The sequence below is a fragment of the Streptomyces sp. NPDC006235 genome (genome assembly GCF_040613735.1).
Taxonomy (GTDB): Bacteria; Actinomycetota; Actinomycetes; order Streptomycetales; family Streptomycetaceae; genus Streptomyces.
Map to the genome: position 1 here is coordinate 90,142 of NZ_JBEXSR010000020.1, position 14,675 is coordinate 104,816.

The 14,675-nt window shown below is 71.1% G+C and carries 13 protein-coding genes and 1 tRNA gene; 5 read left to right on the top strand and 9 right to left on the bottom strand.

All coding sequences use genetic code 11. The features are described 5' to 3' along the window. The first annotated feature begins 46 nt into the window (after positions 1 to 46). The gene (locus ABZ192_RS23445) at positions 47 to 448 is read left to right on the top strand and encodes a hypothetical protein (protein ID WP_356926402.1); all 402 of its coding nucleotides are present in this window, start codon (positions 47 to 49) and stop codon (positions 446 to 448) included. A 3-nt stretch (positions 449 to 451) separates the two neighbouring features. Then, a complete protein-coding gene (locus ABZ192_RS23450) occupies positions 452 to 916 on the top strand; it encodes a hypothetical protein (protein WP_356926403.1) in 465 nt (154 codons plus the stop codon). A gap of 7 nt (positions 917 to 923) precedes the next feature. Here ABZ192_RS23450 and ABZ192_RS23455 read toward each other — a convergent pair whose 3' ends face one another. The 8 genes from ABZ192_RS23455 to galU form a co-directional block, all read right to left on the bottom strand. Beyond that, on the bottom strand, positions 924 to 2,099 hold the full coding sequence (locus tag ABZ192_RS23455) for a hypothetical protein (RefSeq protein ID WP_356926404.1): 1,176 nt from the start codon (positions 2,097 to 2,099) through the stop codon (positions 924 to 926). A 118-nt stretch (positions 2,100 to 2,217) separates the two neighbouring features. Further along, positions 2,218 to 2,291, bottom strand: a tRNA-Ala gene (locus tag ABZ192_RS23460). Positions 2,292 to 2,374: 83 nt separating this feature from the next. Continuing rightward, positions 2,375 to 3,583 (bottom strand): gephyrin-like molybdotransferase receptor GlpR, encoded by a 1,209-nt coding sequence (gene glpR / locus ABZ192_RS23465; RefSeq protein ID WP_356926405.1) that lies wholly within the window; start codon positions 3,581 to 3,583, stop codon positions 2,375 to 2,377. Between the two features lie 172 nt (positions 3,584 to 3,755). After that, entirely contained in the window at positions 3,756 to 4,376 is a 621-nt protein-coding gene (locus ABZ192_RS23470) for a GNAT family protein (RefSeq protein WP_356926452.1), read from the bottom strand. A 23-nt stretch (positions 4,377 to 4,399) separates the two neighbouring features. Then, the gene (locus tag ABZ192_RS23475; RefSeq protein WP_356926406.1) at positions 4,400 to 4,900 is read right to left on the bottom strand and encodes a MogA/MoaB family molybdenum cofactor biosynthesis protein; all 501 of its coding nucleotides are present in this window, start codon (positions 4,898 to 4,900) and stop codon (positions 4,400 to 4,402) included. Further along, entirely contained in the window at positions 4,897 to 5,391 is a 495-nt protein-coding gene (gene moaC, locus ABZ192_RS23480) for a cyclic pyranopterin monophosphate synthase MoaC (RefSeq protein WP_029180854.1), read from the bottom strand. The genes ABZ192_RS23475 and moaC overlap by 4 nt, the downstream gene beginning before the upstream one ends. 59 nt (positions 5,392 to 5,450) lie before the next feature. Beyond that, positions 5,451 to 6,791, bottom strand: a complete 1,341-nt coding sequence (glp, locus tag ABZ192_RS23485; protein ID WP_356926407.1) for a gephyrin-like molybdotransferase Glp — start codon at positions 6,789 to 6,791, stop codon at positions 5,451 to 5,453. Positions 6,792 to 6,795: 4 nt separating this feature from the next. Further along, complete coding sequence (gene galU, locus ABZ192_RS23490; protein WP_356926408.1) at positions 6,796 to 7,698, bottom strand: UTP--glucose-1-phosphate uridylyltransferase GalU; 903 nt, start codon at positions 7,696 to 7,698, stop codon at positions 6,796 to 6,798. 93 nt (positions 7,699 to 7,791) lie between these two features. Here galU and ABZ192_RS23495 point away from each other — a divergent pair, with 93 nt between their 5' ends. Next, positions 7,792 to 8,415, top strand: a complete 624-nt coding sequence (locus tag ABZ192_RS23495; RefSeq protein ID WP_356926409.1) for a 5-formyltetrahydrofolate cyclo-ligase — start codon at positions 7,792 to 7,794, stop codon at positions 8,413 to 8,415. Positions 8,416 to 8,476: 61 nt separating this feature from the next. Here the strand turns inward: ABZ192_RS23495 and ABZ192_RS23500 are convergent, their stop codons facing one another. Beyond that, complete coding sequence (locus ABZ192_RS23500; RefSeq protein ID WP_356926410.1) at positions 8,477 to 11,275, bottom strand: penicillin acylase family protein; 2,799 nt, start codon at positions 11,273 to 11,275, stop codon at positions 8,477 to 8,479. Between the two features lie 238 nt (positions 11,276 to 11,513). Between ABZ192_RS23500 and ABZ192_RS23505 the strand changes: the two genes are divergently transcribed. After that, positions 11,514 to 13,043 (top strand): potassium/proton antiporter, encoded by a 1,530-nt coding sequence (locus tag ABZ192_RS23505; protein ID WP_356926411.1) that lies wholly within the window; start codon positions 11,514 to 11,516, stop codon positions 13,041 to 13,043. A 287-nt stretch (positions 13,044 to 13,330) separates the two neighbouring features. Beyond that, entirely contained in the window at positions 13,331 to 14,662 is a 1,332-nt protein-coding gene (locus tag ABZ192_RS23510; RefSeq protein WP_356926412.1) for an MFS transporter, read from the top strand. Positions 14,663 to 14,675: the final 13 nt, after the last annotated feature.

Here is a 14,675-nt window from a genome sequence, read left to right on the forward strand (position 1 = left end):
CCCGGGGCGCCGATCCCCCTCCCCCCAGATCGCTAACCTGGTCCGGTTGTCGAAGCGCGAGGGGGAAGCCGTGGCCGACGTGGTGCTCGAGTACGCCGTGGAAAGCCGCGCCGAGTGGAACGCGGACATGGCGGCTTCCGCGACCGTGCGGGTCGAGCCCGACGAGACGGCCCCCGAGCTCATCCTCGTCGCCGCGACCTGCCCCCGCTGCCGCCACCCGTTCGCCCACGTCGAATCCCTCGTCAGCTACCGCGCGATCAACCGCGACGACCCCCTGCGGCCCGGCATCGCCGCCCTGCTCCGTGGCGCCGCCCGCCGCGCGGCCGGGGCGAACGGCTCGCACGACGTCTTCGCCTCGTGCTGCTGCGGCGTTCCGCACCCGGGCTCGCCCGAGGGAGTGACCGGCTGCGGCGCGTCCTGGTCCCTGCACGTCGAGTGGGGTGGCTGACCGATGGGCGTGCGCGTCACACCCGGCCCGGCCGAGCCGTCCGAGGACCACGCGCTGTCCGAGGCCGTGCGCGCCCGTACCGCCGAGGAGTTGCGTGCGGTGCGGGAGGTGGCGTCCAACTGGCGTACGGCACTGGCCGCCATGCTCACCCTCGTCACCGCGGTCTCGGTCGTCCGGGGCCGGGACTCGATCGCCGGCCTCGCCCAGGGAGCCCGCGTGCTCGTCGGCGTCCTGCTGCTGCTGGCGGTCGTCGCGGCGTGCGTGGGTGCCTTCCTGTCCTCCCGCTCGGCGTTCGGCATCCCGAAGGAGGAGCAGGCGGTCCAGCGGCTCACCGACCTGGTGGCCGCCGAACGCGCCCGCGTCCACCGCGCCGTCCGGGATCTGCGGGTGGCGATCGCCTTGACCTTCGTCACCCTCGCGCTCATCGTCGCTTCGGTGGGCGTGGTCTGGTACGGGCCCACCGCGTGACGCGTGGTCAGCCCTGCCAGCGCTGAAGGGGCCGCACTCCGGCCCGGTGCGCGTCGACAAGACGTGGCCGCAGGTCGCGCCAGAGCATCTCGACGACCTGCTCCATGTTCTCCCCGAGCCCGATCGCGGCGTCGACCTGCGGTGTGCGGTGACGGCTCACCACGTGGCGCAGGATCATGCGCCGCAGTACCGACGGCGGATGGGTCGAGGCATCGGCGCTCACGTTCTCGTGGCCGTGGCGCAGCACGCTGATGGCGCGCTCCAGGACGTGCGTCATGGTGAAGTAGAAGTCGGCCCCCAGAAAGCCGATCGGGAGGTCGTGTCCCTCGGACTGCCCGGCCGCCACCGACAGCGAGACGCCCTGGGCGTCCGCCTCGATCTCCTCCTGGTTGCTCCAGGCCAGCTCCTCCGGGTCGGCCGACTCGGAACCGCCCAGCCAGGCCGCCGGGCGCTGCTGCCCGAGATGGCCCTTCAGGATGTGCCCGTACTCGTGGCCGAGCGCGAACAACCGCATGGAGTGGCAGAGCATTTCGGCCCAGGTGTTGCGCACCGGGTCCTGCAGGTACTGGGGCGCGTTGAAGGGCACGCCCGTCTCCAGATACGCGCGCACCAGCTCGCCGAACCGCCGGGCCGACTCCGGGTGGCGTGCGAGCCGTTCGCGGACCTTGCCGGGTTCGAGCTCGAAGGCCGCCCCGCCCTCCGGGGTCCGCCGGAACGGCGTCACCTCCGCCAAGGCCTTCGCCGACAGGTAGGCGAACCCGGAGAACTCCGACTCGAACAGCACCAGGTGTTCGCCGGTGCCGGGCACGAGCATGGTCATCACGTTCACCCGGCCGGTGGGCAGAGTGCCGAGCAGCGGACGCTGCGGAACCGGGAAGCCGAGGGCCCGGCCGGCCCGCTCGACGCTGTCGGCCATCTTGTGCAGGCTCTGTAACGTGCGCGCGTTCTCGTACTTGCTCACGGTCATCGCGCGCAGTTGCTTCTCGTTCGCGTGGAGACCGGCGCGCAGCTTCTCGATCTGCTCGGGGCTGACCAGCCCGGTCCGCATCCGCAGCAACTCTTCGATGAGCCGCGCGGCCTCGGCGTCGTCCTCGGCCGAGCGCGGTCTCGGCATCAGGCCCATGCCCTGCCAGACCGTCTCGTGCATATGGTCCAGGAACTGCCGAGCCTGTTGAGAAGCCACGCTTACTCCACTCCCTCTCGAGCCGGGGTACACGCTTCCATAACGGAAGCCGGCACAAGAAGTGGTGCGCATACGTCAGAGCCCCGGTCGGTGATCCCGACCGGGGCTCTGAGCTGCGTGGACCTGAGGGGATTTGAACCCCTGGCCCCCTCGATGCGAACGAGGTGCGCTACCGGACTGCGCCACAGGCCCTTGCAACGAGTGAAACTTTAGCACCCCGATCGGCCTGCTTGGAAATCCGTTCCCGAGGGGCGGTCACCTGCGACTTCGCGGGGCTACTCGTTGGCGGCCCGGGGCCGGTCCCCGTCCTCGTACTGGTCGAACAGCGGGGTGCGCCCGCGCTCCCGGGCCCGCCGCGCGGAGGCCGCGCGGCGGGCGTCACTGCGGCCGCCGCCGTCCGCCCTCTCCTCCGTGCGGGCCTCCGCCTCGCCGGGGGCCGCGCTGTCGGCGGGGGCCGGGGCGTCCTCGTGATCGGGGGTGACGGTGCTCGACCGCGCCGAGCTCCAGGTGTCGGGCGCCGCGAGGTCCACGTCGTTGGTGGCCCGGGGCGCGACGGGTGCGGTCACATAGGTCGGCAGGGGCACCGGCACCGGCTCCCAGCTGTCGCCCTGCCCCGGCCGCCGCTGCCGCTCACGCTGCTGGTCGACCCACTCGGCGTGGTCGGTCTGCTCGACGAGTGCGCGCCGGTCCGCCGCGAGGGCCGACAGGCCGGGGTCGGTCGCCGGCTCGGGTCCCGCCTCCGGTTCGTCGGCCTCTTCGTCGGTGGCGGCGTGCCGGCGGGGCTGCCGCTCGCGCTCGCGCAGCCGCTGGGCCGCGGCCTCGGCCCGGCGGCGGTCCATCTGGTAGGTGAAACGGCGGCGCTCCTGGGAGCGCAGGTACGCGATGTACACGCTGAGCATGACGGCGGGCACACCGGGCGCCCACAGGAACGCCAGGCCCCCGACCGCGGCGACGATCGCGCCCAGGGTGAAGGCCAGGAACAGCATGGTGGTGGTGCGCCGACGGCGCGCGAGCACCTTCGAGCGCCGGGCCCGCGCTGCGGCCGCCTGGTTCGCCTGGTTCGTCTTGTTCGCCCGGGGGGTCGCGCCGCGCCGGTCGGCGGGCACCTTTCCCCGGCCGCGTTCGGCGCTCGCCGGGTGCGGTCCGGGTGCCGGGCGGGCCGGCTGCTCGGGGGCGGGCGACGGTACGGGCACCTGGGTCTGCGGACGCGTCTTGGACACGGCGAAGGCCCGGACGTCCACCGAGTCGGTGACGGCGTCCAGGTCGTCGGCGTCCTGCTCCCCCTCCTCGGCGGAGCGCGCCCGCAGGTCCTTGGCGTACCGGCGCTCCATGGCCGCCTTTCCGGACAGAAGCCGGATGGCGGTGCTGAAGCGTTCCGTCGGACGGGCCTCGTTCAGCTCGTCCTGCCTACGGAGCCACATCGGCACCAAGTAGGCGGCCCAGGCCCCGACAATGACTGCGTAGATGAGGCCGCTGCTGCTCACGCCTCACACGGTAGAGGGGTTTGCGTGAGGCCATCTGCCAATTGAGCCGGTGTGTCGCACGATCTGCCTGATATTTCGAACTTTTTTTGTGACCGATGCGATCAGCAGACCTCCCAGGCCGGGAATTCAATGCCCCGAGACGGTCACCAGCCGATCAATTTCGAACACATATTCAATTTCCGGGGTGGTGCCGGATTCCCGGATTACTCTGCGATCGCGCCCGGTGCCAGCGCCTCAGCAACCCGTCCGGCACCTCTTCCGCCGTGAGCGCGAAGACGAGGTGGTCGCGCCAGGCCCCGTCGATGTGGAGATAACGCGGCCTGAGCCCCTCCTCGCGGAATCCGAGTTTCTCCACGACCCGGCGGCTCGGCCCGTTCTCGGGGCGAATGCAGACCTCGATGCGGTGCAGCCCGACCGTGCGGAAACAGTGGTCCACGGCGAGCGCCACCGCCGTCGGCATCACGCCCCGGCCGGCCACCGCCTCGTCCACCCAGTAGCCGACATGCCCGGAGCACATCGAGCCCCAGGTGATTCCGGCCACGGTCAACTGACCCACCAACCGCCCCTGGTACTCGATGACGAAGGGCAGCATCCGGCCCGCGTTCGCCTCCGACCTCAGGTGGCGGACCATCTGGCGGAAGGTCGGGCGATGCGCCAACGGCCCGCCGGGCGTGGGCGGCGGAATGGTCGCCTCCCAGGGGCGCAGCCAGTCGCGGTTGCGCCGGTTGACCTCGCGCCACGCCCGCTGGTCGCGCAGCTTTATCGGCCTGAGGACGACGTCGCCGTCCACCAGCTCGACGGGCCAGGATGGGCTGTTCAGCTCGCACCCCCACTGCCGGGTCTGGGGTGGTCACCGCCGCGGAGCTGCTCGACGGCGTGGATCAGCAGCGGCTCCAGGACGGCCAGGCCGTCCTTCACGCCGCCGCTGGAGCCGGGCAGGTTGACGATCAGCGTGCCGCCCGCCACTCCGGCCAGGCCCCGGGACAGCGCCGCGGTGGGCACCTTCTCCCGGCCGAAGGCCCGGATGGCCTCGGCGATGCCCGGGACCTCGTGGTCGATCACGCGGCGGGTCGCCTCGGGGGTGCGGTCGGTGGGCGAGATGCCCGTGCCGCCGGTGGTGACGATGACGTCGTAGCCGGTCTCGACACCGGCGCGCAGGGCCGCCTCCACGGGGTCGCCGTCGGGGACCACCTGGGGGCCGTCGACCTCGAAGCCGAAGCTCCTGAGGCCGTGCGCGATCAGCGGGCCGCCCTTGTCCTCGTAGATCCCGGCGGCGGCCCGGTTGGAGGCGGTGACGACGAGAGCGCGGTAGATCATGCCCGGCTCCAGTCGCCCGACTTGCCGCCCGTCTTCTCCTCCACCCGTACGTCCGTGATGACCGCTCCCTTGTCGACCGCCTTGACCATGTCGATCACGGTGAGCGCGGCGACGGAGACCGCGGTGAGGGCCTCCATCTCGACGCCCGTGCGGTCCGTCGTCTTCACGGTGGCCAGGATCTCCACCGCGTCGTCCGCGACCGACAGGTCCAGTTTCACACCGGACACCGACAAGGGGTGACACAGCGGGATCAGGTCCGGGGTGCGTTTGGCGCCCATGATCCCGGCGATCCGCGCGGTCGCGAGGGCGTCGCCCTTGGGGACGCCCTCGCCGCGCAGCAGTTCGATCACGCGGGGCGAGACGAGGACACGTCCGCTGGCACGGGCGGTGCGGGCGGTCACGTCCTTCTCGGACACGTCGACCATGCGGGCGGCGCCCGCCTCGTCGATGTGCGTCAGGCGGTCCTGCGTAGGGGGGTCCTGCATGCTCATGCTGTGTGGCGCTCCCGGTCCGGGCCTGCTGTGCGCGACACGGTACCCCCAACCAGCGCCTATCGGCCGAGCAGGACCACCTCGACCTCGGTGCCGGGCTCGACGGACTCGGTGTCCTCGGGGACGACGATCAGTGCGTCGGCGTGGGCGAGGGCCGCGATCAGGTGGGATCCGGCGCCGCCGACCGGGGTGACCCGCCCGTCGGCGTATGTGCCGCGCAGGAACTGGCGGCGGCCCTTCGGCGAGGTCAGCGCCTTGTCGGCGGTCAGGGTCGCCCGGGTCGTGGGCCGGTGGACGTCCTCCAGGCCCATCAGGGCGCGGATGGCGGGGCGGACGAACAGTTCGAAGGAGACGTACGACGACACCGGGTTGCCGGGCAGGGCCAGCAGCGGCGTGTGATCGGGGCCGATGGAGCCGAAGCCCTGGGGCTTGCCGGGCTGCATGGCGAGCTTGCGGAACTCGATGCCGCTGCCCGCCTCGTCCGCGTCGGCGACGTGGGACAGGGCCTCCTTGACGACGTCGTACGCCCCGACGCTCACACCGCCCGTGGTGACCACCAGGTCGGCCCGGACCAGCTGGTCCTCGATGGTGGAGCGCAGTGTCTCGGCGTCGTCGGCGACGGCGCCCACGCGGTAGGCGATGGCACCTGCGTCGCGGGCGGCGGCCGTGAGGGCGAAGCTGTTGGAGTCGTAGATCTGACCGGCGCCCAGTTCCGTGTCGGGCTGGACGAGTTCGCTGCCGGTGGAGAGCACCACCACGCGCGGGCGCGGGCGCACCCGGACCGTGCCGCGGCCGATCGCGGCGAGCAGGGCGATCTGGGGCGGGCCGAGGATCGTGCCGGTCTCCAGGGCCCGGTCGCCGGCCTTCACGTCACTGCCTTTCGCGCGCACGTGCGCGCGGGCTTCGGCCGGGCGGTACACCTGCACGTGCCCTGTGGCACCCTCGGGGCCGAGGCTGCGGGCGCGCATGCCGCGCACCGGGCCCTCGCCGAGCCCGCCGTCGGTCCACTCGACGGGCACGACCGTCTCGGCGCCGGGCGGCAGCGGGGCGCCGGTCATGATGCGGGCGGCCTGGCCGGGGCCCACGTGGAGCAGCTCGGCCTGGCCCGCGGCGACGTCCCCGACGACCTCCAGGGCCGCCGGGAACTCCTCGCTCGCGCCCGCCACGTCCGCGACCCGTACCGCGTATCCGTCCATCGAGCTGTTGTCGAAGGGCGGCAGGGACACCGGCACCGTGACGTCCTCGACGAGGACGCAGCCCTGGGCGTCGAGCAGATGCAGCTCGATGGGTTCCAGGGGTCGGACGGTGGCGAGGATGTCCTCCAGGTGCTCCTCCACCGACCACAGGTGGTCGGGGCCGGAGTGGTCCTGGCCGGTGACGCGGGTCGCGGCGCTGCTCAACGTGCTACATCTCCTCGGCTACGTAACTGCGAAGCCAGGTCCGGAAGTCCGGGCCCAGGTCTTCACGTTCGCACGCGAGTCGGACAATGGCACGCAGGTAGTCGCCGCGGTCGCCGGTGTCATAGCGGCGGCCCTTGAAGACGACGCCGTGCACCGGGCCGCCGATCCTTTCGTTCTCGGCGAGCTGCTGGAGGGCGTCCGTGAGCTGGATCTCGCCGCCGCGGCCCGGCTGGGTCTTGCGCAGTATGTCGAAGATGTGCGGGTCGAGGACGTAGCGGCCGATGATCGCGTAGTTGGACGGGGCGTCGGCCGGGTCGGGCTTCTCGACCAGGCCGCTGACCTTGACGACGTCGCTGTCCTCGGTGGTCTCGACGGCCGCGCAGCCGTAGAGGTGGATCTGCTCCGGGGCGACCTCCATGAGCGCGATGACGCTGCCGCCACGCTGCTCCTGGACCTCGACCATGCGCTGGAGCAGGGGGTCGCGGGGGTCGATCAGGTCGTCGCCGAGGAGGACGGCGAAGGGCTCGTCACCCACGTGCGGGGCGGCGCACAGGACGGCGTGGCCGAGGCCCTTGGGGTCGCCCTGGCGGACGTAGTGCATCGTCGCGAGGTCGCTGGACTCCTGCACCTTGGCGAGGCGGCTGGCGTCACCCTTCTTCTGAAGCGCCGATTCCAGCTCGTAGTTGCGGTCGAAGTGGTCCTCGAGGGGGCGTTTGTTGCGGCCCGTCACCATGAGGACGTCGTCGAGACCCGCGGCGACGGCCTCCTCGACCACGTACTGGATCGCCGGCTTGTCGACGACCGGCAGCATCTCCTTGGGAGTGGCCTTCGTGGCCGGCAGGAACCGGGTACCGAGGCCTGCTGCGGGAATGACAGCCTTGCTGATCCGAGGGTGCGACTGAGTCATGCCCGCCACCTTATCCGGTGCCTTTGCATGGAATCTGCGGCTCCGGTTCATAGGCGCTCATATGAGCGTATTGCAACGGTACGGGAGCAACCTTTGAGTCACATCGGACGTCCGGGCGAGCCTGACAAGCGGAGTTTGCGGCTCGAGTTCCTCGCGGTGAGGAACAGGTTGACGGCGGATGACCTGCGGGAAACGTCGGCCGCGCTGGCCCGGCGGGCGCTGGAGCTGCCCGAGTTGGCGCGGGCCGGGACGGTGGCCGCGTACGTCTCCGTGGGGAGCGAACCGGGGACGCGCGCGCTCCTGGACGCGCTGCGCGCCCGGGGCGTACGCGTCCTGCTGCCGGTCCTGCTGCCCGACAACGACCTGGACTGGGGCGTCTACGAGGGCGAGGGCTCCCTGGCGCGCGTCCAACACGGCGGCAGGATGGCCCTCTTCGAACCCAGCGGCGAGCGCCTCGGGCCGGACGCCGTGACCACCGCCGACGCCGTGCTGCTGCCGGGGCTGGCGGTCGACGCGCGCGGGATGCGGCTGGGGCGCGGCGGAGGCTCGTACGACCGTGTGCTGGCGCGGCTGGAGCGGGCGGGTGCGCATCCGGCGCTGGTGGTGCTGTTGTACGACTCGGAGGTCGTCGAGCACGTCCCCGGGGAGCCCCACGACCGGCCGGTGCACGCGGTGGTGACGCCGTCGGGGGTGCGGCGGTTCGGGCCGGGGACCTGACGTGAAAGCGGCCCTCCACGCGTGCGTGGAGGGCCGCTTTCGGTTTCCGCCTGTCAGCGGCTCACGGCTTGAGCACCAGCTTGTCGGCCGTGCCGTCCTCGACCGCCCTGTCCGAGAAGGACCACGGGAGCAGTTCGCCGTCGGCCCACTTGTCCGTCTGGTCGACGTAGTGGGCGCTGTAGGCGTGCCCGGAGGCGCCGCTGAGGTTGATCCAGCGGGACTTGTCGAGGTCGCCGAGGTTCACGACCATCCGCATGGACGGCACCCACACCACGCCGTAGCCGCCGGCCGCGTTCCAGCCGGTCGCGTTGACCGTGGCCTCGCCGCCGCTGAGCTCCCACGGGCCGCGGTTGAGGGCGTACTGGACGAATCCGGGGCCCTCGGTGCCGAGGGTCTGGTTCTTCAGGAACAGGCGGTGCAGCCGGCCCCAGGTCCAGGTGTCGATGTCCTTGCCGAGCTTGGCGGTCAGCTCCCAGCGGGCGTCGATCATCGCGCGCCTGAACAGCTGGTCGCGGTTGACGGCGCCGGGGCGGGTGCCCGCCTTGGGCGTCTTCCACCAGTCGCTGTCCGGCTGGTCCATCAGCTTGCGGACCACCTCGAACCAGCGGTCGCCGCCGTCGGGCTGCGCCTGGTCGGGGTCGCGCTCGCCGCACTCGCGGACGTCCTCCGTCTCGTCGGCGGGCCCGGTGGTGTTGACCGGCTTCACCCACAGGCACTGGCCCTTGACCCGCAGCTCCTTGGGCAGCTTGTTGCCGAAGGCGAGCTTGAGGATGTTGCGCCAGACCGCGTTGAAGTAGGCGGCGGCCGCCGAGTCGGTGTCCTGGGTGTAGTCCCAGCCCTCCAGCAGCTTCTGCGCCTCGCGGACGTCCTTGTTCTTGGTGTCGATCTTGAGCAGCGTGGGCACCAGCAGCCGGGCGATCTCGCTGCTGTTGTCCAGCTGCATCTGGCGCATGTCGTCCGTGGAGATCTTGCCGCCGTCCTTGATCTTCGACTGGATCAGGTCGGTGATCCGCTGGCTGCGCGTGCCGTAGCCCCAGTCCTCGGTGAGCGTGTAGGGGTACTTGTCCGGGTCGATCACGGCCTGGTTGGCGGTGACGATGTAGCCGCGCTCCGGGTTGTACTCGTACGGCAGCTCGTCCTGCTGGATGTAACCGGTCCAGCGGTACTTGGGGTCCCAGCCGGGCGCCGGGACGGAGCCGTCGTCGTCCTGGGAGCGCTTGGGGATCCTGCCGGGCAGCGTGTAGCCGATGTGGTCCTCGGTGTCCGCGTAGATCAGGTTCTGCGAGGGCACGTCGAACAGGGCGGCGGCCTTGCGGAAGTCGGTCCAGTTCTTCGCCCGGTCCATGGCGAAGACGGCGTCCATGCTGGTGCCCGGCTGAAGCGCGGTCCAGCGCAGGGCGACGCCGTAGCCGTCGCCTCTGTCGGGTGCGGCGGTGTCGACGGTGGCCTTCTTGCCGACCTTCACGAGTTCCTTGGCCCGGTCGGACAGCAGGGGCCCGTTGTTGGTCTCGCGGACGACGATCTTCCTGGGCGAGCCGCCGGCGACCTTGATGGTCTCCTCGCGCGTCTCGAAGGGCTTGACCTTGCCGTCGTACAGGTAGCCGTCGCCGGTGATCTTCTCCAGGTAGAGGTCCGTGACGTCGACGCCGGAGTTGGTCATGCCCCAGGCGATGTCCTGGTTGTGACCGATTATCACCCCCGGCATGCCGGCGAAGGTGTAGCCGCTGACGTCGTACTGGCACGCGCTGGAGACGCTGCGGCAGTGCAGGCCCATCTGGTACCAGACGGACGGCAGCGAGGGCGACAGGTGCGGGTCGTTGGCCAGCAGCGGCTTGCCGGTGATCGTGTGCTTCCCGCTGACGACCCAGGAGTTGGAGCCGATGCCGTCGCCGTTCACGCCGACGGCCGGCGGGAGGTCGCTCAGGGCGTCGCTGAGGCCGGTGAGCTGGCTGTCCAGGTTCGAGGTGCCGGAAGCCGTGCCCGCCGTACCCGCGGCGGTGCCGCCGGTTCCGCCTGTGCCTGTGCCCGTGCCAGTTCCTGTGCCGGCGCCCGTGCCGGTGCCGCCCGTGCCGCCCTGTTCGAACGCGCCCGTCAGCTCGTCGTACTGGCCGTCCTGGACGATCGCCTTGTTCCGGCTGTACGGGTACTGCGGGTACAGCTCGGCGATCTGCTTCGGACCGAGGCGGCTGGTCAGCAGGGCGCGGTCGATCTCGTCCTGCATGTTGCTGCGCAGGTCCCAGGCCATCGCCTTCAGCCAGGAGACCGAGTCGACCGGGGTCCACTTCTGCGGCTTGTAGTCGTTGGTGAAACCGAGCGCCGCGTACTCCAGGGAGATGTCCTTGCCGTCCTTGCCCTGGAGGTAGGAGTTGACCCCCTCGGCGTAGGCCTGGAGGTACTTCTTCGTGGAAGCCGACAGCTTGGTGTCGTACTCCTGCTTGGCGACCCGCTCCCAGCCGAGCGTGCGCAGGAACTCGTCGTTGTCGACCTGGCTCTTGCCGAACATCTCCGACAGCCGGCCGGCGGCCATGTGGCGGCGGACGTCCATCTCGTAGAACCGGTCCTGTGCCTGGACGTAGCCCTGGGCCATGAACAGGTCCGCGTCGGAGGAGGCGTAGATCTGCGGGATGCCGTAGCCGTCCCGTTTGACCTCGACGGGTCCCGAGAGGCCCTTGAGCGTGAGGGAGCCCTTGGTCTGCGGGAAGGAGGCCCGGACGGTGCTGATGGACCAGTACGCCCCGAAGGCGAGGCCTCCGATCAGTGCCAGCACCAGGACGAGCACGATCAGACGTGCTTTGCGCCCCTTTCTCCTGCCGGACTTGCCGGGCTGCTGACCCGTGGAGGCGGTGGTGTTCGGGGGCATCGCTGTCCTTGCTGTCCTAAGTCGAGCGGCAGGTTCGGCTGTGCTTTTAACTGAGCGCTGGAGCAACGATAGGCGCAGGGCTTTGCGCCCCTTGACGCGGAGTCGGGAACCAGCCCGGACGAGCGTTCGATCCCACCCCCGGAAGTGTCAAGAAATCGTCAAGAGTTAGGTAAGGTAACGAAGTAGTTGGCGCGATGCGCCACAGCGTCATGTGCGATGTACGTGAGCCCACACGCGTGTGCGGGTGGGCCAGGGAAGGATTCGGCCGCTGACTGTTCACCACCTCAACCAGCTCCTGCTCGTCTGCTCGCTCGTCCTGCTCGTCGCCGTCGCAGCGGTACGGATCTCCTCGCGCAGCGGGCTCCCCAGCCTGCTCGTGTATCTGGGGATCGGCGTCGCCATGGGCCAGGACGGCATCGGCGACATCCACTTCGACAACGCCGAACTGACCCAGGTCATCGGATACGCGGCCCTGGTCGTGATCCTGGCCGAGGGCGGTCTGGGCACGAAGTGGAAGGAGATCAAGCCGGCCCTGCCGGCCGCCACGGCACTGGCCCTGGTCGGCGTCGCGGTGAGTGTCGGGGTGACGGCGTCGGCCGCGCACTACCTGATCGGGCTGGAGTGGCGGCAGGCGCTCATCATCGGGGCGGTCGTCTCCTCGACCGACGCGGCGGCCGTGTTCTCCGTGCTGCGGAAAATCCCCCTCCCCGCGCGCGTGACGGGCACCTTGGAGGCGGAGTCCGGCTTCAACGACGCCCCGGTGGTCATCCTCGTGGTCTCGCTGTCCACGGCGGGCCCGGTCGAGCACTGGTACGTGCTGCTGGGCGTGATCCTGCTGGAGCTGGCCATCGGCGCGGCCATCGGCCTCGCGGTGGGCTGGCTCGGCTCCTGGGGGCTGCGGCACGTGGCGCTGCCCGCCTCCGGCCTCTACCCGATCGCCGTCATGGCCATCGCCGTGGTGGCGTACGCGGCGGGCGCGCTGGCCCACGGCAGCGGATTCCTCGCCGTGTACCTCGCCGCGATGATGATGGGCAACGCGCGGCTGCCGCACTGGCCGGCCACGCGCGGCTTCGCCGACGGGCTGGGCTGGATGGCCCAGATCGGCATGTTCGTCCTGCTCGGACTGCTGGTCACCCCGCACGAGCTGGGCGACGACATCGTGCCCGCGCTCGCCATCGGGCTGGTTCTGACCATGGTGGCGCGCCCGCTGAGCGTGCTGGTCTCCCTGCGGCCCTTCCGGGTCCCCTGGCAGGAACAGGCCCTCATGTCCTGGGCGGGGCTGCGCGGGGCGGTGCCCATCATCCTGGCGACCATCCCCATGGTGGAGGGCGTCGAGGCGAGCCGCCGGATCTTCAACATCGTCTTCATCCTGGTCGTCGTCTACACCCTGGTGCAGGGTCCGACGCTGCCGTGGCTGGCCCGCAAGCTGCATCTGGGCGACGGTTCGGAGGCCGCCGACCTCGGCATCGAGTCGGCCCCGCTGGAGCGGCTGCGCGGGCATCTGCTGTCCGTGGCGATTCCCGAGGGGTCGAAGATGCACGGCGTGGAGGTCGCCGAGCTGCGGCTGCCGCCCGGTGCCGCCGTGACGCTCGTCGTGCGCGAGTCAGAATCGTTCGTTCCGCTTCCTACGACGGTGCTGCAACGCGGGGACGAGCTGCTCGTCGTGGCCACGGACCCCGTCCGGGACGCCACGGAGCGCCGGCTGCGCGCGGTGGGCCACGGCGGCAAGCTGGCCGGGTGGCTCGGGACGGACGGGGCGGGTCGGTAGGCGAGTCGGTAGGGATGGTTTTGCGCCGTTCATGCTCCTGATTTCACAGGCGGTCGCGCCCGCAGTGCTCTTTTTCACAGGCAGGTCACCCCAGGCGCCTGTACGATGAAGGCATCACCCCAAGATCGAACCAACTCTGCCTGACGCAGAGCTGGCGCGACCGTATGGCGGTCGGGTCACCCCTCCTCACCGGGCCCCGGCATCTACCGCAGTTCCGCGCAAGAGGACAGCTCTCGGCGCCGCCCGTTCACGGGCCCGCGCTACCAGGCGGCAGAAAGGCACGGGCCGTGGCGTCCACGGTCACCTCGAAGAAGTCGAAGAACTCGACGACCTCGAAGGAGTCGACGACCTCGAAGAACTCGACGGCTTCCGCCCGCCCGGGATACGGCCGGCTGCTGCGCACCCGCGGCGCCTGGACCTTCCTGCTCCCCGGCTTCGCGGCGCGCCAGCCGTTCGCGATGCTGACCATCTCCATCGTGCTGCTGGTGCAGCACACCACCGGCTCGTACGGTGCGGCGGGCGCCGCCGCGGCCGTCACCGGTGTCTCCATGGCCCTGTTCGCGCCCTACAGCGGCCGCCTCGCCGACCGTCACGGGCAGCGGGCCGTGCTGGTCCCCGGCGTGCTGCTGCACGCGCTGTCCGGGCTGACGCTGACGGCACTGGCGCTGACGGACGCCCCCTTGTGGGCGCTGTTCGCGGCGGCCGTCCCGACCGGCGCCTCGGTGCCGCAGGTCGGGCCCATGGTGCGGGCCCGCTGGGGCGTGAAGCTCAAGGACTCGCCGCTCATGACCACCGCGGCGGCCTTCGAGTCCGTCACGGACGAACTGACCTTCGTCGTCGGCCCGCTGCTGGCCACCGCCCTGTGCACGGCCGTCGACCCGGCCGCCGGGCTGGTCACGGAGGCCTCGCTGACCCTGATCGGCGGTCTGCTGTTCGCCGCGCAGAAGAGCACCCAGCCCTCGGTCGGAGGCGGCAGCGGCCACGCGCGCGTGGAGCACGCGTCCGCGCTGCGGATCCCCGGGGTGCGCGTGCTGATCGTCACGTTCCTGGGCATCGGGTCCGTCTTCGGGGGGATGCAGGTCTCGCTGGCCGCGTTCACCGAGTCGATCGGCGAACCGGGCCTCAACGGCGTCCTCTACGGGGTCTTCGCCGCGGGCAACATGCTCTCCGGCGTGGTCTGCGGCGCGATCGCCTGGAAGGTGGCCCCGCAGCGGCGCCTCGTCGTCGGCTACGCGGCGCTCGCGCTGACCGCGTCGGGCCTGTGGGCCGCCCACTCGGTGCCCGTCCTCGCCGGGCTCGGCCTGCTGGTCGGCGTGTGCATCGCGCCCGCCCTGATCACCGGCTACACCCTGGTCGAGGGGCTGGTCCCGGCCGGTGCCCGCACCGAGGCCTTCACCTGGCTGACCGGCGCGGTGGCGCTCGGCCAGGCGGCCGCCGTCACGGTGGCCGGACAACTGGAGGACCGCTTCTGGGACGGTTCCGGTTTCCTGGTGCCGATGGGCGGTACCGTGCTCGCCCTGACGACCCTCCTGGCCCTGCGTTCCCGGCTGGCGGGACGCGCCCAGGGGCGCACCGTCGCGCGTGGCGTGGGTCACCGCGTGCCGGTGGCAGTGGACTGATCGGCCGGAATAC